The organism is Neorhizobium galegae bv. orientalis str. HAMBI 540, from assembly GCF_000731315.1.
In the GTDB taxonomy this organism is placed as follows: domain Bacteria; phylum Pseudomonadota; class Alphaproteobacteria; order Rhizobiales; family Rhizobiaceae; genus Neorhizobium; species Neorhizobium galegae.
Genome location: NZ_HG938354.1, coordinates 333,252 through 355,199, shown reverse-complemented (window position 1 = coordinate 355,199; position 21,948 = coordinate 333,252). Strand labels below are relative to the sequence as shown.

Annotated in this window: 20 protein-coding genes; 13 read left to right on the top strand and 7 right to left on the bottom strand. The window is 63.2% G+C overall.

Annotation, left to right across the window (positions count from 1 at the left end; all coding sequences use genetic code 11):
* Positions 1 to 60 precede the first annotated feature (60 nt).
* Genes hutI through RG540_RS24240 form a run of 5 tightly spaced genes read left to right on the top strand, consistent with a single transcriptional unit; the run spans position 61 to position 5,942 of the window.
* Entirely contained in the window at positions 61 to 1,314 is a 1,254-nt protein-coding gene (gene hutI, locus RG540_RS24260; protein WP_041364296.1) for an imidazolonepropionase, read from the top strand.
* Positions 1,311 to 2,846 carry a histidine ammonia-lyase gene (gene hutH / locus RG540_RS24255; RefSeq protein ID WP_041364293.1) on the top strand — a complete coding sequence of 512 codons (1,536 nt, stop codon included), beginning with the start codon at positions 1,311 to 1,313 and terminating at the stop codon, positions 2,844 to 2,846. The genes hutI and hutH overlap by 4 nt, the downstream gene beginning before the upstream one ends.
* Before the next feature lies 1 nt (position 2,847).
* Positions 2,848 to 3,666: an N-formylglutamate deformylase gene (hutG, locus tag RG540_RS24250; protein ID WP_041364291.1), complete on the top strand. Its 819-nt coding sequence runs from the start codon at positions 2,848 to 2,850 to the stop codon at positions 3,664 to 3,666.
* A gap of 13 nt (positions 3,667 to 3,679) precedes the next feature.
* Entirely contained in the window at positions 3,680 to 5,353 is a 1,674-nt protein-coding gene (gene hutU / locus RG540_RS24245; RefSeq protein ID WP_041364289.1) for a urocanate hydratase, read from the top strand.
* A 4-nt stretch (positions 5,354 to 5,357) separates the two neighbouring features.
* Positions 5,358 to 5,942, top strand: a complete 585-nt coding sequence (locus tag RG540_RS24240; protein WP_041364285.1) for a HutD/Ves family protein — start codon at positions 5,358 to 5,360, stop codon at positions 5,940 to 5,942.
* A 180-nt stretch (positions 5,943 to 6,122) separates the two neighbouring features.
* Here the strand turns inward: RG540_RS24240 and RG540_RS33490 are convergent, their stop codons facing one another.
* From RG540_RS33490 to RG540_RS24215, 5 genes are all read right to left on the bottom strand, one after another.
* Complete coding sequence (locus RG540_RS33490; RefSeq protein WP_041366271.1) at positions 6,123 to 6,245, bottom strand: hypothetical protein; 123 nt, start codon at positions 6,243 to 6,245, stop codon at positions 6,123 to 6,125.
* Positions 6,246 to 6,310: 65 nt separating this feature from the next.
* Complete coding sequence (locus RG540_RS24230) at positions 6,311 to 6,727, bottom strand: organic hydroperoxide resistance protein (protein ID WP_041364283.1); 417 nt, start codon at positions 6,725 to 6,727, stop codon at positions 6,311 to 6,313.
* Between the two features lie 176 nt (positions 6,728 to 6,903).
* Positions 6,904 to 8,223 carry an ATP-binding protein gene (locus tag RG540_RS24225; RefSeq protein ID WP_041364277.1) on the bottom strand — a complete coding sequence of 440 codons (1,320 nt, stop codon included), beginning with the start codon at positions 8,221 to 8,223 and terminating at the stop codon, positions 6,904 to 6,906.
* Entirely contained in the window at positions 8,220 to 8,960 is a 741-nt protein-coding gene (locus RG540_RS24220) for a response regulator (protein ID WP_041364275.1), read from the bottom strand. Before RG540_RS24220 ends, RG540_RS24225 begins: the two co-directional genes overlap by 4 nt.
* Before the next feature lie 115 nt (positions 8,961 to 9,075).
* Positions 9,076 to 10,128: an alpha/beta fold hydrolase gene (locus RG540_RS24215; protein ID WP_041364272.1), complete on the bottom strand. Its 1,053-nt coding sequence runs from the start codon at positions 10,126 to 10,128 to the stop codon at positions 9,076 to 9,078.
* Positions 10,129 to 10,451: 323 nt separating this feature from the next.
* Here RG540_RS24215 and RG540_RS24210 point away from each other — a divergent pair, with 323 nt between their 5' ends.
* Both RG540_RS24210 and RG540_RS24205 read left to right on the top strand, forming a co-directional pair.
* A complete protein-coding gene (locus RG540_RS24210) occupies positions 10,452 to 12,224 on the top strand; it encodes a cytochrome c biogenesis protein DipZ (RefSeq protein ID WP_041366270.1) in 1,773 nt (590 codons plus the stop codon).
* A 48-nt stretch (positions 12,225 to 12,272) separates the two neighbouring features.
* Positions 12,273 to 13,028, top strand: a complete 756-nt coding sequence (locus tag RG540_RS24205; protein WP_041364270.1) for an alpha/beta fold hydrolase — start codon at positions 12,273 to 12,275, stop codon at positions 13,026 to 13,028.
* 85 nt (positions 13,029 to 13,113) lie between these two features.
* Here the strand turns inward: RG540_RS24205 and RG540_RS24200 are convergent, their stop codons facing one another.
* Both RG540_RS24200 and RG540_RS24195 read right to left on the bottom strand, forming a co-directional pair.
* Positions 13,114 to 13,497, bottom strand: coding sequence for a YybH family protein (locus RG540_RS24200; protein ID WP_244446751.1), 384 nt, complete (start codon positions 13,495 to 13,497; stop codon positions 13,114 to 13,116).
* Positions 13,498 to 13,505: 8 nt separating this feature from the next.
* Positions 13,506 to 14,210, bottom strand: coding sequence for a GntR family transcriptional regulator (locus tag RG540_RS24195; protein ID WP_051909725.1), 705 nt, complete (start codon positions 14,208 to 14,210; stop codon positions 13,506 to 13,508).
* 261 nt (positions 14,211 to 14,471) lie between these two features.
* On the opposite strand from RG540_RS24195, the gene RG540_RS24190 reads away from it, so the two are divergent.
* From RG540_RS24190 to RG540_RS24165, 6 genes are read left to right on the top strand one after another with little or no spacing between them, the layout of a single operon-like run.
* Entirely contained in the window at positions 14,472 to 16,304 is a 1,833-nt protein-coding gene (locus RG540_RS24190; protein WP_041366268.1) for a gamma-glutamyltransferase family protein, read from the top strand.
* Between the two features lie 38 nt (positions 16,305 to 16,342).
* Positions 16,343 to 17,863, top strand: a complete 1,521-nt coding sequence (locus tag RG540_RS24185; protein ID WP_051909935.1) for an ABC transporter substrate-binding protein — start codon at positions 16,343 to 16,345, stop codon at positions 17,861 to 17,863.
* Positions 17,864 to 17,881: 18 nt separating this feature from the next.
* Positions 17,882 to 18,922: an ABC transporter ATP-binding protein gene (locus RG540_RS24180; protein WP_046599333.1), complete on the top strand. Its 1,041-nt coding sequence runs from the start codon at positions 17,882 to 17,884 to the stop codon at positions 18,920 to 18,922.
* Positions 18,919 to 20,037 (top strand): ABC transporter ATP-binding protein, encoded by a 1,119-nt coding sequence (locus RG540_RS24175; RefSeq protein WP_041364263.1) that lies wholly within the window; start codon positions 18,919 to 18,921, stop codon positions 20,035 to 20,037. The genes RG540_RS24180 and RG540_RS24175 overlap by 4 nt, the downstream gene beginning before the upstream one ends.
* Before the next feature lie 3 nt (positions 20,038 to 20,040).
* The gene (locus RG540_RS24170) at positions 20,041 to 20,982 is read left to right on the top strand and encodes an ABC transporter permease (protein WP_041364260.1); all 942 of its coding nucleotides are present in this window, start codon (positions 20,041 to 20,043) and stop codon (positions 20,980 to 20,982) included.
* Between the two features lie 2 nt (positions 20,983 to 20,984).
* A complete protein-coding gene (locus RG540_RS24165; RefSeq protein ID WP_046599332.1) occupies positions 20,985 to 21,866 on the top strand; it encodes an ABC transporter permease in 882 nt (293 codons plus the stop codon).
* Positions 21,867 to 21,948: the final 82 nt, after the last annotated feature.

Below are 21,948 nucleotides of genomic sequence, written 5' to 3'. Positions count from 1 at the left end.
TCTTGTCACTCGGATTATTATGTATATACATGTTCGCCCATAAGGAAAGGCGAAAAGCTTATGGATGGGGAAGATTCTTCAAAATCTGCAGCAGGCTCCGCATCGCTTTGGCACAATGCGCGGATCGCCACGTTTGCTCCCTCGGCATCCGGTCTCGGCATTATCGAAGCCGGCGCGATCGCCGTGCGCGACGGGCGGATAGCTTTCGTCGGCGCACTGACCGACCTGCCTGCCGAATTTGAGAAATCCGAAAACAAAACCGATTGCGGCGGGCGCTGGATCACCCCGGCCCTGATCGACTGCCATACCCATCTGGTATTCGGCGGCGACCGCGCGATGGAATTCGAAATGCGCCTGGCCGGATCGACCTACGAGGAGATCGCACGAGCCGGCGGCGGCATCATCTCGTCGGTAAAGGCAACCAATGCACTCTCGGAAGACGAGCTCCTCAACCAGGCGCTTCGCAGGCTGGACACGCTTCTGGCCGAGGGTATCAGCACGGTCGAGATTAAATCCGGCTATGCGCTGAACATCGAGGGCGAGCTGAAAATGCTGCGGGTTGCCCGCAGGCTCGGTGAAGTCAGGCCGGTGCGGATCGTCACCAGCTGGCTTGCCGCCCATGCGACACCGCCGGATTACAAGGGCCGCAACGGCGATTATATTACCGACGTGGTCCTGCCGGGTCTCGAGGCGGCGTATTCGCAAGGGCTCGTCGATGCGGTCGATGGTTTTTGCGAGGGCATTGCCTTCTCGCCCGCCGAAATCGCCCGGGTTTTCGACAAGGCGAAAGCGCTGGGCCTTCCTGTCAAGCTGCATGCGGAACAACTCTCCGATCTTGGCGGCGCGCGCCTTGCTTCCTCCTATGGCGCGCTGTCGGCCGACCATCTGGAGTATCTTTCCGCGGCGGATGCCAGGGCGATGGCGCAGGCAGGCACAGTCGCGGTGCTGCTGCCGGGCGCCTTCTATACGCTTCGCGAAAAGCAGGCGCCACCTGTCCAGGCACTGCGCGACGCCGGCACCCGTATCGCGCTGGCGACCGACAGCAATCCCGGCACCTCGCCGCTGACCTCGCTGCTCATGATCATGAACATGGGCGCGACATTGTTCGGCCTGACGGTCGAGGAATGCCTTGCCGGCGTCACGCGGGAGGCGGCACGCGCACTCGGCCTTCAGGCCGAAACCGGCACGCTCGAAGTCGGCAAATCCGCCGACTTCGCGATCTGGGATATCGAGCGGCCGGCGGAGCTCGTCTATCGCATCGGCTTCAATCCGCTGGCAGCGCGCATCTTCAAGGGCAAGAGGGTTTCCGCATGAGCATCGTTCTGACACCCGGCTCGGTGAGCCTTCGCGAGCTTCAGGACATCTACTGGAACGGCACGCCGGTTCGGATCGATCCTTTGTTCGACGCGGGGATAGAGAAGGCTGCGGCGCGGATCGCCCAGATCGCCGCAGGCAACGAGCCGGTCTACGGCATCAATACCGGCTTTGGAAAACTGGCGTCGATCAAGATCGACAGTGCCGATGTCGCGACGCTCCAGCGCAATCTGATCCTCTCGCATTGCTGCGGCGTCGGCGCGCCGCTTGCCGAGAATATCGTCCGCCTGATCATGGCGCTGAAACTCATTTCGCTCGGCCGCGGCGCCTCCGGCGTCCGGCTCGAACTGGTGCGCCTGATCGAGGCGATGCTGGGAAAAGGCGTGATCCCGCTCATTCCGGAAAAAGGCTCCGTCGGCGCCTCGGGCGATCTCGCGCCGCTTGCGCATATGGCAGCCGTGATGATGGGCGAAGGCGAGGCCTTTTATCGAGGCACACTGCTGCCGGCTGCCGAGGCCTTGGCGAAGGCCGGACTGAAACCGGTCGTGCTGGCCGCCAAGGAAGGCCTTGCCCTGATCAACGGCACCCAGACCTCGACTGCCCTGGCATTGGCCGGCCTGTTCCGCGCCCATCGAGCCGCCCAGACAGCACTGGTGACCGGCGCGATGTCGACGGACGCCGCCATGGGCTCCTCCGCGCCGTTCCATCCGGATATCCACACGCTTCGCGGCCACAAGGGCCAGATCGATGCGGCCGCGGCTCTGCGCGCGTTATTGTCGGGCTCGGTCATCCGCGAAAGCCATCTGCAGGGCGACGAACGGGTGCAGGACCCCTATTGCATCCGCTGCCAGCCGCAGGTGGATGGCGCCTGCCTCGATCTGCTGCGCTCCGTCGCCCGCACGCTCGAGATCGAAGCCAATGCAGTGACCGACAATCCGCTGGTGCTGTCAGATTATAGCGTCGTTTCGGGCGGTAATTTCCACGCCGAACCGGTGGCCTTTGCGGCCGACCAGATCGCGCTTGCCGTCTGCGAAATCGGCGCGATCGCCCAGCGCCGCATTGCGCTGCTCGTGGACCCGGCCCTCTCCTACGGTCTGCCGGCGTTTCTCGCGAAGAAGCCGGGGCTCAATTCCGGGCTGATGATCGCGGAAGTCACATCCGCCGCCCTGATGTCGGAAAACAAGCAGATGTCGCATCCGGCCTCGGTCGATTCGACGCCGACCTCCGCCAACCAGGAAGACCATGTTTCGATGGCCTGCCACGGGGCACGCCGGCTTCTGCAGATGACCGACAATCTCGCGACCATCATCGGCATCGAGGCGCTGACGGCAGCGCAGGGCGTGGAACTGCGCAAGCCGCTGACGACCAGTCCTGAACTCCAGAAGGTGATCGCTACCATCCGCTCCGTCGTTCCGAGCCTGGAAGAAGACCGCTACATGGCAAACGATCTCAAGGCGGCGACAGATCTCGTCGCTTCGGGCGCGCTCGCCGCATCCGTTTCAGCGGATATCCTGCCGGTCCTGGAGGCGTGAAATGGCTGTTCTTGAAGTGAGACAAGGCACCTCCCCCGTCATTCTCGGCTTTCCGCATACGGGAACCGATGTGCCCCCAGTGATCTGGGACCGGCTGAACGACAACGGTCGCCTGCTTGCCGATACGGACTGGCACATCCATGAACTCTATGATGGCCTTCTGGCGGATGCAACGACGGTGCGCGCCACGTTCCACCGCTACGTGATCGACGCCAATCGCGATCCGCAGGGTGCGAGCCTCTATCCTGGCCAGAACACGACCGGCCTCGTTCCGGAGACGGATTTCGACGGCAGAAGCATCTGGAAGTCTGGCGCCGCGCCGACCGAGGCCGACATCGCCGAGCGACTGCGGGATTTCCATGCGCCCTATCATGCCGCACTTGCGGCCGAGATCGAACGGGTCAAATCCATTCACGGCATTGCCGTGCTCTACGATTGTCACTCGATCCGCTCGCACATCCCGTTCCTGTTCGAGGGCACCCTGCCTGACTTCAACATAGGCACGGACATGGGCCAAACCTGCGCCCCGGCAATCGAACAGGCGGCGCTCGATGTGACAACTGCAGCTTCGGGCTACACGAGCATCTTGAACGGCCGCTTCAAGGGCGGCTGGACGACACGGTTTTACGGCAGGCCGGAAACCGGCGTCCACGCCATCCAGATGGAACTTGCCCAGTCCACCCATCTCGCGGCAGAGGCCCTGCCCTTTGCCTATGATCCGGCCAAGGCAGAGCGGCTGCGCGTCCATCTGAAAGGTATCCTGACGCGGATCGAGCGGATCGCCCTCGGCCTCGCGTCGCAGAAAAACAACAACCGATAAAGGGAACGTTCCGATGACCAATCCCCGCCACAATATTCGCGAAATCCGCGCCCCGCGCGGCAACCAGCTCAACGCCAAAAGCTGGATGACGGAAGCGCCCCTGCGGATGCTGATGAACAATCTCGATCCGGACGTGGCGGAAAACCCCAACGAACTGGTCGTCTATGGCGGCATCGGACGCGCCGCCCGCACCTGGGACGATTTCGACCGGATCGTTGCGACGCTGAAGACGCTCACGGAGGAGGAAACGCTGCTGGTGCAGTCAGGCAAGCCGGTCGGCGTGTTTCGCACTCACAAGGACGCGCCGCGCGTGCTGATCGCCAACTCGAACCTCGTGCCCCACTGGGCGACCTGGGACCATTTCAACGAACTCGATAAGAAGGGGCTGGCCATGTACGGCCAGATGACCGCCGGTTCGTGGATCTATATCGGTACCCAGGGCATCGTGCAGGGCACCTACGAGACGTTCGTGGAAGCCGGACGCCAGCATTATGGCGGCAACCTCAAGGGAAAATGGATCCTGACCGGCGGTCTCGGCGGCATGGGTGGCGCCCAGCCGCTTGCCGCCGTCATGGCCGGCGCCTGCTGCCTGGCCGTCGAGTGCAATCCCGACAGTATCGATTTTCGGCTGCGCACCCGCTATGTCGACGCGAAAGCGGAAACGCTCGACGAGGCCATGGAGATGATCACCCGCTGGACGGCAGCCGGCGAGGCAAAATCCGTCGGCCTGCTCGGCAATGCGGCGGAAATCCTCCCCGAGATGGTCCGTCGCGGCATTCGTCCGGACATGGTCACCGATCAGACCTCCGCCCATGACCCGATCAACGGCTACCTGCCGAAGGGCTGGACGATCGCCGAATGGAAAGCCAGGCGCGAGACCGATCCGAAGGCGGTGGAAAAAGCCGCCCGCGCGTCGATGCGCGAACATGTGGAGGCGATGATCGCCTTCTGGAACGCCGGCATCCCGACGCTCGACTACGGCAACAACATCCGCCAAGTCGCCAAGGACGCGGGGCTGGAAAACGCCTTCGCCTTCCCGGGTTTCGTGCCGGCCTATATCCGCCCGCTGTTCTGCCGCGGCATCGGGCCGTTCCGCTGGGCAGCCCTTTCCGGCGATCCGGAAGACATCTACCGCACCGATGCCAAGGTGAAGGAACTGCTGCCGGACAACGCGCATCTCCACAACTGGCTCGACATGGCGCGCGAGCGGATTTCCTTCCAGGGCCTGCCGGCGCGCATCTGCTGGGTGGGCCTCGGCGTCCGCCACAAGCTCGGCCTCGCCTTCAACGAGATGGTCCGCAACGGCGAGCTGAAAGCGCCGATCGTGATCGGCCGCGACCATCTGGACTCCGGATCGGTCGCCTCTCCCAACCGCGAGACGGAAGCGATGAAGGACGGCTCGGATGCGGTGTCCGACTGGCCGCTGCTGAACGCGCTCCTCAACACGGCCTCCGGTGCCACCTGGGTGTCTCTGCATCATGGTGGCGGCGTCGGCATGGGTTATTCGCAGCATTCCGGCATGGTGATCTGCTGCGACGGCAGCGAGGACGCCGACCGCCGCATCGAACGCGTGCTGTGGAACGACCCCGCCACCGGCGTCATGCGCCACGCTGACGCGGGCTACGAGATCGCCGTGGATTGCGCCAAGGAAAGCGGACTTCGCCTGCCCGGCATTCTCGGCAACTGAACCCGTGAAAATCCTGCGCGCCTCCGACTACAAGCGAATGCCGTGGAAGAACGGCGGCGGTGAGACGGTGGAGATCGCCGTCTTTCCCGCCGGCGCATCGATAGAGGATTTCGACTGGCGCATCAGCACGGCAACTGTCGCCTCCGACGGACCGTTCTCGATCTTTCCCGGCGTGGACCGAACCCTGTCGATCCTCTCCGGCGCTGGCATCGAGCTGACGATCGATACCAGCGAGCCCCTGATCCTCGATCTCGATTCCGAGCCCTACCCATTTCCGTCCGACAAGCCGGTTTTGGCAAGGCTTGTAAATGGGGTCGTAACCGACCTCAACGTCATGACGCGGCGCAGCCGGTTTTCACACCGTGTCAGCCGGCAGCCGGCTCCCTTCTTGCTGTCGCCGTCCGCCTCCTTGAGGTTCGTTCTTGCGACCGGAAACCACACGATCGCCTTCGGTTCGGAGGCAGCTGAACTCGGGCCACTTGATTGTCTGGCCTTAGAGGGCGAAGCGACCAGCGACCTCGTTATCTCAGGGGGCACAGGTGTTTTCCTGATAGAGCTGGATCCCGACGGCGGGGACAATTTACGCTGACACTCCCAGTTGGGGCTGTCGGGCGCGGTCCTGCCGATGTCGTTTGCCTCGACAGTCGAAGGGAACGACCATGCTTCGCCTCGTCAAGCGCGGGCCCGGCCATTGACCGCCCGCTGGCAGACCACAGGAACGGCGACCACGGGCTCTTTTGGTTGTCGCCACTTTCTGGACGGGCAGGCTTCAGAATGAGGAGACCGCGACCAGAAGGCCGGCCAAGGCCGAAGGCTCCAGTGAGGTTACGTCGTATATGCAGGGTGTCGCGAATACGGCAGCTCCGAGGAGGTAGATAATCATCAGTTTCATTGGGTTCTCCAAGGACGAGGCCTCAGCCTCGTCCAGTGCGCATTCCATCCCTGTCGTTGCGATCCTCAGGCAAGGATCAGCTCGACGTTGATGTTGCCGCGAGTCGCCCTCGAGTAGGGGCAGGTCTGGTGGGCTTCTTCGACAAGCGCCCTGGCAAGATCCGGATCGATGCCCGGCAGGCTGATGTTGAAGCGGGCCTGCAGGAAATATGCGCCCTCGGTGGTTCCGAGATCGACCTCGGCATCGACCGCCGTCTCAGCGGGAAGCTTGATCTTCCGCTTGCCCGCGGCAATCCCCATGGCGCCGATGAAGCAGGCCGACCATCCGGCTGCGAAGAGTTGTTCGGGATTGGTGCCGGCATGGGCGCTGCCGGGAGGCGAGAGCTTGATGTCGAGCTGCGCATCGTCACTGCGCGAGAACCCATCGCGCCCGCCGGTGGTATGCGTCTTGCCGGTATAGAGAACCTTGTCGATCGTGGTCATGGAACACTCCTTTGTTCGTGTCGCCGATTGCGACATCCGTTGACGGGGAGTGGTTTGACGGGTTGACGTATCCGGCATGTTTCCGAAATCGCCGAAAATGTATCAAAGCGTAATGCCGGCCTCGCCGGACATTCTCTCATACAAAACGCTTCGAAAATTTCGGCCTAGTTCTGAGATCAGGGGATTGCGATTTCAGCCGCCAGCCCGCCGCCGGCGCGATTGTAGAGCCTGACCGAACCGCCGAGCGCTGCAGCAAGCTGCTGAGCGATGGCAAGGCCGAGCCCCGTGCCGCCTGTCTCGCGGTTGCGGGATTGCTCCAGCCTGAAAAACGGCTGCATGGCGGCCTCCAGCATGTCCTCCGGAATTCCCGGACCGCGATCGAGGACGGTGATGACGACATCGCCCTCGCTCCTTCGCTCGACGCCGATCTCGGCCGCGCCGGCGAATTTCACCGCATTATCGATGAAGTTCGACAGAATGCGGCGCAGGGCGTGCGGCTTGGTGGACGCGGTGCCCTGAACCACGCCCAGGACCGTCACCGCCTTGCCGGTGTCCTGATAGTCATAGGCAATGCTATCGATGAACGAGGCAAGATCGATGCGGGAAATCTTCTCGCCACTGCCATGCGCACTGCGTGCATAGGCTATGCCGTCCTGCACCAGCCGCTCGATCTCGCCGAGATCATGAACCAGCTTGTCCCGCTCGGGCGAATCGTCCGCCATGTCGGCGCGCAGCCGCATGCGGGTGATCGGCGTCTGGAGATCGTGGGAGACCGCCGCAAGAATCTGTACCCGTTCCTCCAGATAATGGGCGATCCTGTCGCGCATGGCATTGAAGGCTCTTGCGGCATGGGCGACTTCGCTCGGGCCGGCCTCGCTCAAGGGCGGGCCTTTCCTGTCGGGATCGAGCGCATCGGCGGCGGCCGCAAGGTCCCCCAGCGGGCGGATCGCCTGCCGGACCGCAAACCAGGTACAGACCACCAGAAGCGCCATCTGGATGGCGAACACGTAAGGCAGCCAATCGGCGATAGGCATGACACCCGTCGGCGTGACGTCGATGGTGAGCGGCGAACCGTCGGAGAGCGTCAGATGACCCTGCAATCTTTTGTCATCGCCGGGAATAGATTCCACCCGCAGCGGGAACCGATGCCCGACCGCCTCCTCGATCTTGCCGGTGATCTCCGTACCTCGGCCCGACATGTCCGGCACGCCGGGAAGCCCCGGGCCAAGCGCAAGGCGGTAATTGCCGCGGCTCAAGCGATCCAGCCAGTCGGCCCGCTCGTTGGCGGGCAGCCGGTCGAGGATGGCGATCGAGGTTGCAAGATCTTTTTCGAGCGTGCCGAGCATGACGGCCTTTGCCGACATGTAACGTTCGATGAAGAGGATACTGAAGGAGAGCCCGTAGGCGATGGCCAACCCGGCAAACAGGATGAGGAAAAGCCGGGCACGCAGGGTGCTCGGCCACCACTTGCTGGAACGGGAGATGCTGGCGATCACGGCTTCGGCTCCGAAATCTCGACGGGAACCGAGAAGACGTAACCTTCGCTGCGCACCGTCTTGATATAGGTCGGCTCGCGCGCGTCGTCGCCGAGCCGCTGGCGAAGCCGGCTCACAAGCAAGTCGATCGAGCGGTCAAAGAGGTCCGCATCGCGGCCCTGGGTGAGGTTGAGGATCTGGTCGCGGTTCAACACGCGCTGCGGATGGTCGATGAAAACGCGCAGCAGCCGGTATTCGGCGCCGCTCAAGGCGATTTCCGTGCCCTGTTTGTCGAGCAGATGGCGACCGACCGTATCGAGCTGCCAGTCGCCGAAGGTCAGCAACTGGCCGGCTTCGCTGATCTGCAGGTTGGGCGGCAGCATCCGCGTCCGGCGCAGGACCGCCTTGATGCGCGCCAGCAGCTCGCGTGCGGCAAACGGTTTCGGCAGATAATCGTCGGCGCCCATTTCGAGCCCGATGATCCGGTCCATCTCGTCGCTGCGGGCGGTCAGCATCAGGACCGGCGTCGCCTTGTGCTTGCCGGCCCTGAGTTCGCGGCAAAGCACGAGCCCGTCATCGCCCGGCATCATCACGTCGAGCACGATCAGGTCGACCGAATTGGCTTCGAGGAAACTGCGCATCTGGCGGCCATCGGCGGCCACCGTCGCGCGAAGGCCGTTCTTTTTCAGATAGCTCGACACCAGCTCGCGGATCTCGCGGTCGTCATCGACGATCAGGATATGGTCGACATGATCCATTTTCGGACTTCAGATCCTTTTTCCATGGCAACGGTATCGCGCCGCTCTTCCTTCTTTAAACCGGAGGATGGCCGCCGCGAAGCGGAGAAATATCTCCGCGGCAGCCGTTAGAGGTTTAGAACCGGTCGACATCCAGAACGGCCTGCGCAAAGGCCTTCGGTGCCTCCTGCGGCAGGTTGTGGCCGATCCCGCCGGTAATGGTACGATGCTGGTATTTTCCGGAGAACTTTCTCGCATAGGCCGAAGGCTCGGCATGCGGGGCGCCGTTGGCATCGCCCTCCATGGTGATGGTCGGCACCCAGATCGTCGGCCCCGTGGCGAGCTGTTTTTCAAGGGCGTCGAACCGGGCCTCGCCGTCGACAAGGCCCAGCCGCCAGCGGTAGTTATGGACGACGATCTCGACGTGGTCTGGATTGTCGAATGCGGCGGCGGATCTTTCAAAGGTCGCGTCTTCGAATTTCCAGGTGGGCGAGGCCGTCTGCCAGATGAGCTTATTGAAGTCGCGCCGGTTCTGTTCGTAGCCCAGCCGGCCGCGTTCGCTGGCGAAATAGAACTGGTACCACCAGGCAAGCTCGGCTTTCGGCGGCAAAGGCTTCTTGTTGATTTCCGGGCTGCCGATCAGGTAACCGCTCACCGATACCATCGCCTTGCAACGCTCCGGCCAGAGCGCCGCCATGATGTTGGCGGTTCTCGCGCCCCAATCGAAGGCGGCAACAATCGCCTTGTCGATCCGCAGCGCATCCAGGAGCGCGATCATATCGGCCGCAACGGCCGACTGCTGGCCGTTGCGCGGTGTGTCCTTCGACAGAAACCGGGTCGTGCCGTAGCCCCTGAGATAGGGCACGATGACGCGATAACCGGCCGAGGCGAGCAGCGGCGCGACATCCACGAAGCTGTAGATATCGTAGGGCCAGCCGTGCAGCAGCAGGACGACCGGACCGTTTGCCGGACCGGTCTCCGCATACCCCACATCGAGCACGCCAGCCTTGATCTGCTTCGGCGTTTCGAAGGACGTATTGGTGCCGGCCCTGACGGCGGGCAGCGGCGTTGCGGGAGCCTGCGGAGACTGAGCGCCCGCGCTGCCGGTCATTCCGAATTCGACCGCTGCAACGGTCATGGCGGCCACGCCGAAGAAGCGGCGGCGCTGTTGGTTGATTGGGTCGGACATCGATCTCTCCATTCCGTGTTGATCACGATCGGAAGAGAGCGACACCCATGTATCCCGGATGTGTCCCGAGCCGCGGGTTTTGAATGCGGATGTAGCATCCAATCGCCAGGATACGTTCTGATACAATTCAGGCGCCGCCGACCCCGCCGAGCCCGGCGATTTGTGTCGCTCTGTAGCGCGCCGGGCGAATTTCTACATTTCGGTACATTTCCCCACGAACCCGGACACATCCGGGATACGTCGCGCCGACCAGATTGGCACCGTTGCTGGTCGAGCCGCATCGCCGCCCAGAACCCGAACATCCGGTTTCAAAGGAAACGATGATGACGCTTCTTATCATTGCCTATCTCGGAGGGGCGCTGACGATCCTCAGCCCGTGTATTCTCCCTATTCTTCCCTTCGTCTTTGCGCGCGCCGGACAGCCGTTCGTCCGCAGCACATTGCCGATGCTCATTGGCATGGCCGCCACGTTTGCGCTCGTCGCCACGCTTGCAGCCGTCGGCGGCAGCTGGGCCGTCCACGCCAACGAATACGGCCGGCTCACCGCCATCATCCTGCTTGCAATTTTCGGCGTCAGTCTCCTCTCGCCGCGCGTCGCAAGCTTCGTCACCCGGCCGGTCGTCGATTTCGGCAACAAGCTCATGAATGCCTCGGGCAAACCCGGTTCGGTGCCGACCGCAGCAAGTTCAGTCGTCCTCGGCGTGGCGACCGGCCTGCTCTGGGCGCCTTGCGCCGGCCCCATTCTCGGCCTCGTCCTGACCGGTGCCGCGCTGCAGGGCGCGAACCTTGAAACGACATTCCTGCTCGCTGCCTATGCGGCCGGCGCGGCAACTTCCCTCGCCGTTGCGCTCATCGTCGGCGGAAAGGTCTTTGCCGGGATGAAGCGTTCGCTCGGTGTCAGCGAACGAATCCGCCAGGTCTTGGGTGCCGCCGTCCTTGCCGGCGTCGCGGCCATCGCGCTCGGCCTCGATACCGGCCTGCTCGCCCGTCTGTCCTATGCGAGCACCGCCTCCTTCGAACAGGCCGTGCTCGACAAGCTCCACGCCAAGCCCGCAAACGGATCGCCTTCGGAAATCGCCAGCAATGGCATGATGGTGGCCTCCGCCGATACCGCCCGGCCGTTCCGCAGCAACCTGCCGGTCGAAGGCCGTGCGCCTTCGCTCGACGGCGCGGTCGAGTGGCTGAACTCTGCCGCGCTGACGGCTGAACAGCTCCGCGGCAAGGTCGTGCTCGTCGATTTCTGGACCTATTCCTGCATCAACTGCATCCGCACCGTGCCTTACGTCCGCGCCTGGGCCGAAAAGTACAAGGATCAAGGCCTCGTGGTGATCGGCGTGCATGCCCCGGAATTCGCCTTCGAGAAGAAGATCGACAATGTCAAAAAGGCCGTCGGCGACTTCAAGATCGGCTACCCGATCGCAATCGACAACGACTACAAGATCTGGCGCGCCTTCGAAAACAGCTATTGGCCCGCCCAATATCTGATCGATGCCAGGGGCCAGATCCGCTACCATCACTTCGGCGAAGGCAATTACCGGCAGTCCGAGCAGGCCATCCAGGACCTGCTGCGCGAAGCCGGCAGCGAGACGGCTGCCACCGCACCGGTCGTGCCGGACGCCAAAGGCGCCGAGACGAGCCCGGACCTGCGCAATGTCCGTTCCGGCGAAACCTATCTCGGCTACAAGCGCGCGACCAACTTCGCCTCCCGGGAAACCCTGCGCGCCGACGCCGCCCGCGACTATTCGGTCGAGGAGCCCAGCCTCAACGAATGGGGCCTCTCCGGCACCTGGACCGTCGGCGCGGAACAGGCAACGCTTAGCCAGCCGGGCGGCGGCATCGCCTACCGGTTCAGCGCCCGCGATCTGCATCTCGTCCTCGGTCCCGCCGCCGGCAAGCCGGTCCGCTTCCAGGTGACGATCGACGGCAAGCCTCCGGGAATAAACCACGGCGCCGATATCGACGCGGACGGCAACGGCACGGTGACAGCGACAAAGCTCTACCAGCTCGTTCGTCAGGCCGGCGATGTCGAGGCGCGCAATTTCGAGATCCGCTTCCTCGATCCCGGCGTCGAAGCCTACGCCTTCACCTTCGGCTGAAACCTCATCCCAAACGCAATCCTATATCAACCAACAGGAATTAAGCTCATGAAAAGACGTATCTCCACCTTCGCACTTGCCCTCGCCACCAGCGTCATCGCCTTTGCCGCACAGGCGGCCGAGGTCAAGAACATCGTTATCGTCCACGGCGCGCTGGCTGACGGCTCGACCTGGCGCAAGGCGACCGAAATCCTCGAAAAGCGCGGCTTCAACGTCACGATCGTCCAGCAGCCGATCACCTCGCTTGCCGACGATATCGCCGCGACGAACCGGGTGCTGGACCTGCAGGACGGCCCGACCCTGCTCGTCGGCCACAGCTATGGCGGCATGGTGATCACCGAAGCCGGCCACAGCCCGCATGTCGCAGGCCTCGTCTACGTGGCGGCGTTCCAGCCCGACAAGGGCGAAAGCCTGCTCGGCCTCGCAAGCTCCAAGCCGGCCGGCGGCATGAACATCCGCGAGACGAAGGACGGCAAATATCTCTATATCGACCCCGCCGCATTCCCCGGCGATTTCGCCGCGGACCTGCCGAAGGACGAAGCACGGTTCCTTGCGAGATCCCAGGTGTTTGCCGCCAAGGAGGCTTTCTCGGCCAAGGTCGGCGATCCGGCCTGGCACGCCAAGAAGAGCTGGTCGATCGTCGCCACCGAAGACCGCTCCATCAACCCGGCACTGGAAAGGGACATGGCACGGCGGGCCGGCAGCGACATCACCGAGATCAAGGCAAGCCACGCCGTCTTCGCCTCCCAGCCAGAGAAGGTCGCCGACGTCATCGAACGGGCAGCCAAGCAGGCTGGCGAATAAGTCCTGAGAGACGACAGCCCGGCGCAGAAAAACCTCCCGCGCCGGGCCTGCCTCAAACTCCGGGATATCGGACCTCAGGTCCGGCCTATCTCTCGATTTGCGAGACGTGGTTGAGCGCGATCACCCATTTGCCGTCGCGCTTGCGCATCAGCCGGGTGTTGACACCGGTCTGGTTGCCGGCCGGCCGGACCAGCTTGTAGTCGCTGATCAGCTGGGCCGCATCCGGCGCCAGCATTTCGATGCGGATGTTGGTGAAGGCGAGCTCGCCTTGCGAGCCCGGAGACCCGCCGTAATCGGCGATATAATGCTCGAGCGTCGCCTGCCAGTCCTTTTGTATACGACCGCGCGAGACGAAGATGACGTCGGGATTGGCAAAACCGGCCATATAGCCGTGGAAGTCGGCCCGGTTCCACGCCGCCTGCATGTCGGCAATGACGGTGCGGATGGCGTCTTGATCAGTATTGGACATTTCGAAATTCATGCCTTTCCGAGACGATTGATCTTGGCGACGGCGTCATCTTCCTGCCGCTGCCGTTTGACGAGAACTTCCTGCGCCGCCGAGACGAGATGCCGGCGAAGCGCGTTTTCCGCCGCCTTGGCGTCCTGGTCGAGAATCGCGTCGACGATCTGCTGGTGCTCGCTGCAGGAACGCTTCAGGCGTCCCTTGTCTTTCAGCTGGTATTTGCGGAACGGCGCAAGCTTCAGCCGCAATGTCTGGGCCGCGGCGATCAGGTCGCTGTTGTGGCTGCCCTGGAACAGAAGGCTGTGGAAACGGGTATTGATCTCGTTGTAGCCGGCGTGATCGCCCTCTTCGGCAAGCGCATTCATCTCCCGGTGCAGGCTTTCGAGCTCGGCGCGCTCGCTCATGGTCATCCGATGGGAGGCAAGGCGCCCGCAAGTGGCTTCGAGTTCGGCCATGGCCTCGAACATCTCGTCGATCCGCTCGGCCGAGATCTGCGTCACGATCACGCCCTTGTAAGGCTCGCGCTCGGCAAGGCCGCGCCCGCACAGGATGTGCAGCGCTTCCCGCACCGGCGTGCGCGAGACATTGAACTGAGCGGCGATGGAGGTTTCGTCGAGGCGCGAGCCGGCAGTGATCTCGCCGTTGATCACCGCTTCTTCAAGCTGTTCGGCAATCGCGTCGCTGCGAATTTTCTTTCCCGGGGCAGGTGTGTCCAGCATCTCTTTGTTTTCCCAAGCAGCGTCCCTTAGAGCCAGGCGCCTTTCAATTATGCGAGCATGAGTAAGTTACACAATGCGCTTGCATTGTGGGCAGAGAATATACAATATGTCCACAGGAAGTGGCCAGATGTTGGCGCCTGCGGCCGACTGCAGCGTTAGCATGTACATAATTCAGCCTCTGTGACTTTGACTTGTCGACAAGTCTCCACCATTGAGGCGGTCTGCGCGCAGGTCGTGCTGGATGAGAGAGTGGGAATCGATATGACCTTCACGACGCGACCGGAACTCAGAGGCACATTTGGCGCCGTGTCGTCCACCCATTGGCTGGCCTCGGCCGTCGGCATGTCCATTCTCGAAAAGGGCCACACGGCTTTCGATGCGGCGGTCGCCACTGGTTTCGTCCTCCAGGTCGTCGAACCGCATCTGAACGGCCCCGCCGGCGAAGTGCCGATCATCGTCACGCCGGCCGGCGCCAAGGCGCCGACCGTGATTTCCGGCCAAGGCCCCTCGCCGGCCAAGGCGACGGTCAAGTATTTCAAGGATCTCGGCCTCGACATTATTCCCGGCACCGGCCTGCTGCCGGCCTGCATTCCCGGCGCCTTCGGTGCCTGGCTGACGCTCTTGCGCGACTACGGCACGGCCGAACTCGAAGACGTGCTGGCGCCGGCAATCTATTATGCCCGCACTGGCCATCCGCTGGTGCCACGCATCGCCAACACCATCGCTTCCATGCGCGAACTCTTCGAAACCCATTGGCCGAGCTCGGCGGAAGTCTACCTGCCCGGCGGCGTAGCACCGCAATCCGGCAAGCTGTTCCGCAATCCGCAGATCGCCGACGTCTATCAGCGCATCATCGACCAGACCAAGTCTGCCAAGAACCGCGAAGCGCGCATCGATGCGGCGCTCGATTTCTGGTATCGCGGCCCGATCGCCGAGCGGATCGAGGAATTCTGCGCCACCGAAAACGTCTGGGACGTTTCGGGCCGCCGCCACAAGGGCCTGATCACCGCCCAGGACATGGCCGACTACAAGCCGCTGATCGAAAAGCCGGTCTCCGTCACCTATGGCGACTACGAGGTCTTCAAATGCGGACCGTGGTCGCAAGGCCCGGTGCTCCTGCAGATGCTGCAGATCCTGAAGGGCACCGACATCGCCGATCTCGACCCGATGAGCCCGGATTTCATCCATCTCATCGTCGAAACGACCAAGCTTGCCATGGCCGATCGCGATAGCTGGTATGGTGACAATCCGGACGTACCGATGAAGACCCTCCTGTCTTCCGGTTACGCCGATATCCGCCGCGCGCTGATCGGCGGCACGGCCTCGATGGAGATCCGCCCCGGGTCGCCCGATGGGCGCAATCCCAATGTACCACCGCTTCGCGCCGTCGGTACCATCGCGCAGCCGGGTCTCGGCGGCGGCGAGCCAACCGTGGCGCGCGAACACAAACTGCCGAACGATCGTGAAGGCGAGCCGACGCTGACCCGCGAAGGCGCCCAGCGCGGCGATACCGTGCAGGTCAGCGCCGTCGACAAATGGGGCAACATGGTTTCGGCGACGCCGTCCGGCGGCTGGTTCCAGTCGAGCCCGGTCATTCCGGGCTTGGGATTCAGCCTGACGACCCGCGGCCAGATGTTCTGGCTCGAGGAGGGTTTCAATTCAACCATGACGCCGTCGGTGCGCCCGCGCACGACACTGACACCGTCGACGGCCTTCCGCAACGGCAAGCCCTACATGGCTTTCGGCACGCCCGGCGGCGACCAGCAGGATCAGTGGCAGCTGATCATGTTCCTGCGCCACGTCCACAAGGGCATGAACCTGCAGGAAGCGATCGATGCGCCCTCCTTCCATACCGACCACTTGCCGAGCTCCTTCTGGCCGCGCGAAATCAGCTTTGGGGCGGTGACGCTCGAATCGCGCTTTCCGGAAGCGGTGCGCGAAGAACTGGCGGCGCGGGGCCACAAGATCACGATCAGCGACGCCTGGTCGGAAGGCCGGCTGGCCGCCGTCGCCCGCGAGATGGACGGCGACACGCAGCTGGTGAAGGCCGGTTCCAATCCGCGCGGCGTGCAGGGATACGCGGTCGCACGCTGATCTTCGAATTCGAGTTTAAAACAAGAGAGGGAATGACGATGAAACCACTTTATCTCGCACTCGCAGCCGGCCTGGCGCTGAGCGGCATGACGGCGATCGCCGCCCCCGCTGCGGCCCAGTCGGTTCTGAAAATCGGCCTGCAGGACGATCCCGATACGCTCGACCCGGTTTCCAACTGGAGCTTCGTCGGCCGCCACGTTCTCCAGTCGCTCTGCGACAAGATCGTCGACATCGACACCGAGGGCAAGATCATCCCGATGCTGGCCACCAGCTGGGAATGGAACGCCGACAGCACCGCGCTGACGCTCAAGCTGCGCAACGACGTGGTTTTCCACGACGGCACCAAGATGGATGCCGCCGCGATCAAGTACAATCTTGACCGCGAACTGACCATGAAAATCTCCCGCCGCAAGGCGGAAATCAGCGCCGTCAGCAGCGTCGACGTGGTTGATCCCTTGACAGTCAAGATCAACCTCAAGGAACCGTCGGTTCCGCTTCTGGCCGCCCTCAGCGACCGCGCCGGCATGATCGTGAGCCCGAAGGCCGCTGAAGCGCTCGGCGAGAAATTCACCGACGCCCCGGTCTGCTCCGGCCCCTACAAGTTCGTCGAACGTGTTACCCAGGACCGTATCGTGCTGGCCAAGTTCGACAAGTACTACAATGCCGACCAATACCATTTCGACCAGCTCGTCTATCGTGGCATGCCGGACTCCAACGTCCGCTTTCTCAACCTGCGTTCGGGCCAGCTCGACCTGATCGAACGTCTCGCGGCAACCGACGTCGAAGCCGTCAAGGCCGACAAGGCCTTGGCCGTCGCTCCGGTCGTCGGTCTCGGCTATTATGGCATCACCTTCGACATCACCGGCGAAGGCGCCGACCTCGATGCCGGCAAGAAGGCCGCGATCCGCGAAGCCTTCAGCCTGGCGATCGACCGCGACGCGATCAACAACGTCGTGTTCGAAGGCCAGTTCACCACCGGCAACCAGCCCTTCCCGCCGGCCAGCCCTTATTACGACAAGAATTTCCCGGTTCCGGCTCGTGATCTGGACGCCGCCAAGAAGAAGATGGCCGAAGCCGGCGTGAAGACGGTCGATCTGGAACTTCTGGTTCCGACCGATGCCGAGCGCCAGCAAGTCGCCCAGCTCATCCAGGCCATGGTCGCCGAAATCGGCATCAAGGTGTCGATCAAGCCGACCGAACTGATGACGCTGCTCGACATTGCCCGCCAGGGCAAGTTCGAGTCCCATCTCGTCGGCTGGAGCGGCCGTGTCGACCCGGATCTCAACATCACGCCGATGCTTGCCTGCGGCGCTGCCGGCAACGACGCGCATTACTGCAACAAGGAGCTGGACACGATCCTGACCAAGGCACGCGCCATCGGCGACATGAATGCCCGCAAGGTCGAGTACAGCAAGGCGATCGCGATCCTTCTCAAGGACCTGCCGCTCGTCTATCTCTATCACTCGCAGTGGATCTTCGCGCACAATTCCAACATCACCGGCCTGAAGCCTGCTCCAGACGGCATCATCCGTCTGACCGGCGTCAGCCGTAAGAAATAAGTTGGCAATCGAGCTTCGATGAGCACGTCTCAAGATATCCTCAGCAACCCGTCAGCCCGATCCGTTCGGGCTGACGATGCCGTTACACCCGTATTGGAAGTGACGGACCTGCGTGTCGCCTTCGAAGGCGACGCGCGGACCGTCACCGCGGTCGACGGCGTCAGTTTCACCGTCCGGAAGGGCCGCACCCTTGCGATCGTCGGCGAGTCCGGCTCCGGCAAGAGCGTCACCTCGCTTGCCGTCATGCGGCTTCTGCCCGAACACTCGGCGCGGATTTCCGGCAAGGTCAATTTCGACGGGCGCCAGCTGCTCGACGAGACCAAGAGCGCGATGCGATCCTTGCGCGGCAACCGGCTGGCGATGATCTTCCAGGAGCCGATGACCTCGCTCAATCCGTCCTACACGGTCGGCGAGCAGATCAACGAAGTCATCCTGCGCCACCGCCCGATCTCCAGGAAGGAGGCAACCGAACGCGCCATCGCCATGCTGCGGCTGGTGCGCATTCCCTCGCCCGAGACCCGCTATCACCAATATCCGCACAATCTTTCCGGCGGCATGCGCCAGCGCGTGATGATCGCCATGGCGCTCGCCTGCGATCCGGAACTGCTGATCGCCGACGAGCCGACCACGGCGCTGGATGTCACCATCCAGGCGCAGGTACTCGAGCTGATGCGCGAGCTGCAGGAAAAGACCGGAACCGCCATCGTCCTCATCACCCACGATCTCGGCGTCGTCGCCGAAGCCTGCGACGACGTGATCGTCATGTATGCCGGCCAGGTGGTCGAACAGTGTTCGGTCGAACAGCTCTTCACATTTCCCGAGCACCCCTACACGATCGGCCTGCTCGGCTCGTTGCCGCGTCTTGATGAAAAGCGAGAGAGCCTGGTGGCGATCACCGGCACCGTGCCAGACATGGCCAACCCGCCCAAGGGCTGTCGTTTCCAGGCCCGCTGTCCCTTCCGCATCGACAAATGCGCCGAAATGCCCGACCTGATGGAAGTGTCTCCGGGGCATTTCAGCCGCTGTTGGCGCGCGCCCATGGAGGACCTCGTCCCATGATCAAGCCGGTTTCCTCCTCTTCCGCCGGAACGCCGATCATCGAGGTCCGGGGGCTTGGAAAGAAGTTCGTCGTCAAGCGCAGCGTCTTCGGTCGTCCGCTGGCTGAGGTTGGCGCCGTCGACGACGTGACCTTTTCCTTGATGCCCGGCGAAACCCTTGCGGTCGTCGGCGAGTCCGGCTGCGGCAAGTCCACGCTTGGCCGCATGCTGATCCGGCTGATCAAGCCGACCTCCGGCGAAGTCTTCATCGACGGTCACAACGTCACCAATGTCAGCCATGCCGTGATGCGCAAGCGGCGCCGGCATGTGCAGCTGATCTTCCAGGATCCGTATGCCTCGCTCAATCCGCGCATGACGATCGCCCAGACGATTGCCGAGCCGCTGATGCTGCATAACATCGTACCTTCCGGCCAGCGCGCAAGGCGCGTCGCCGAACTCCTGGAAATGGTGGGCCTGCGTCCGGAACAGGCGAACCGTTATCCGCACGAATTTTCCGGCGGCCAGCGCCAGCGCGTGGTGATTGCGCGTGCGCTTGCCTCCGAGCCGAAGGCGATCATCTGCGACGAGGCAGTGTCCGCGCTCGACGTATCGATCCAGGCGCAGGTCCTCAACCTTCTGAAGGATTTGCAGAAGCGGCTTGGCCTCGCCTTTGTGTTCATCAGCCATGACCTTGGCGTGGTGAAGCACATCGCCGACCGCGTCGCTGTCATGTATCTCGGCAAGGTGGTCGAGCTCGGCACCGCCGAGATGATCTTCTCGACGCCCCGCCATCCCTATACGCGCGCGCTGCTGTCGGCCATTCCGGTCGCCGCACCGCCGAGCCAGCACCGGTCCCGTGCAGCACGCCTGCACGGCGACCTGCCAAGCCCGATCGCTCCGCCGCCAGGCTGTCGGCTGCACACGCGCTGTCCGCATGCGCGTCCGGAATGCCAGACAGTCAGCATGGCGCTCGATATCGAGGCGAACGGCCACGCCAATGCCTGCGCCTTCTGGCGCGAGCTGCCGGCGCAGGATGCCGACCATATCCGCGAGCCGCGCAACCCGAAACTTGAAAAGCTGTTCGCGGCCTTCGAGGCGATGGCCGCACGTCCGGCACTGACGGCAACGGAGAGCTAAGCCATGTCCTCGCTTCTCGCCCGCCGCCTGCTGCAGCTTATCCCGACGGTCATCCTGCTGTCGCTGATCATCTTTTCGCTCCAACATCTCCTGCCGGGCGATCCGGCGCTGGTGCTTGCCGGCGACAACCCGGACGAGGCAACGCTTGCCGCCATCCGGGAACAGTACCATCTCGATCAACCGGTCTTCGTCCAGTACATCTTCTGGGTCAAAGGCGTGCTGACCGGCGATCTCGGCGAATCCATGCGCCATAACCGGCCGGTCCTCGACCTCATCCTCCTCAAGCTGCCGGTGACCCTGCAGCTCGCGGTCATGGGCATCGTCGTGGCGCTGGTGCTGGGCATTGCCGGCGGCGTCATCTCGGCGCTGCGCCAGAACACCCCCATCGACTACATGACCAATGTCGTGTCGCTCGCCGGCATTTCAGTGCCGAACTTCTGGCTCGGCATCATGCTGATCATGTTCTTCTCGGTCTATCTCGGCTGGCTGCCCGCATCCGGCTTCGTCAGTCCCTGGGAAGACTGGAGGATGAACCTCTCGACGACGATCATGCCGGCCTTCGTGCTGGGATCGGCGATCGCCGGCGTCATCATGCGCCATACCCGCAGCGCCATGCTGCAGGCGCTGGAAAGCGACTACGTCCGCACCGCCCGCGCCAAGGGTCTCAGCGAATGGGTCGTGGTGTTCAAACATGCCATGCGCAACGCGCTGACGCCGATCATCACGCTCGGCGCGCTGGAATTCGGCGCCCTCCTCTCCGGCGCGGTGCTGACCGAGCAGATCTTCACGATCCCCGGCTTTGGCAAGCTCATCGTCGATGCGGTCTTCACGCGCGATTATCCCGTGGTGCAGGGCGTCGTGCTGGTCACGTCGATTTTCTACATCATCCTCAACCTCCTGGCTGACATCGGATATATCCTCGTCAACCCCCGACTGAGAAGCTGACCGTGCTGACGATTTCCGAACCCAAGACATCGATCAATCTCGTCTCGGCCTTCTTCCGGGGACGGCTGTGGCGGCGGCTCTCGAAGCGCAAGAGCGCCCTCGTCGGCCTGGTCGTGGTGCTGATCATGGTGTTCGTGGCGGCCTTCGCGCCGCTTCTGGCACCCTATGATCCGGCCGCCCAGAGCTGGACGGCGGTCCGCAAGGCGCCGTCCGCCCTCCACTGGATGGGCACGGACGAGGCCGGCCGAGACATGCTTTCGCGCATCATCTGGGGTGCCCGCGCCTCGCTGATGGCGGGCCTCACCTCGGTCGGCATCGCCATGGCGATCGGCGTGCCGCTCGGGCTCGCCGCGGGTTTCCTCGGCGGCCTCATCGACGGGCTGATCAGCCGCTTCACCGATGCCATGCTCGCCTGCCCGTTCCTGATCCTGGCGATCGCATTCGCCGCCTTTCTCGGCCCAAGCCTCACCAATGCGATGCTGGCGATCGGCATCACGGCCATGCCCTTGTTCATCCGCCTGACGCGTGGCCAGGTTCTGTCGATCAAGGCTGAGGAATATGTGGAAGCGGCCAGTGCCGTCGGCAATCCGCAATGGCGTATTGCTGTCCGGCATATCCTGCCGAACATCCTGCCACAGCTGATGGTTCAGGCGACGCTGACCATCGCATCCGCCATCATCGCGGAGGCCAGCATGTCCTTCCTTGGCCTCGGCCTGCAGCCGCCGGCCCCCTCCTGGGGTTCGATGCTCAACTCGGCGCAGCGCTTCCTTACCAACGCACCGTGGATGGCGCTCTGGCCTGGCATGGCGATCTTCATGACGGTGCTGTCCTTCAACCTCCTCGGCGACGGTCTCCGCGACGCTCTCGATCCGCGCTCCCGTTAAGGAGTAGGATAGTCGTCTTCCGAAAGCTCCAGCCAATTCAGTCCTCGGGATGAGGCAAAGCTTCGCACCGCGGAAAACGCCG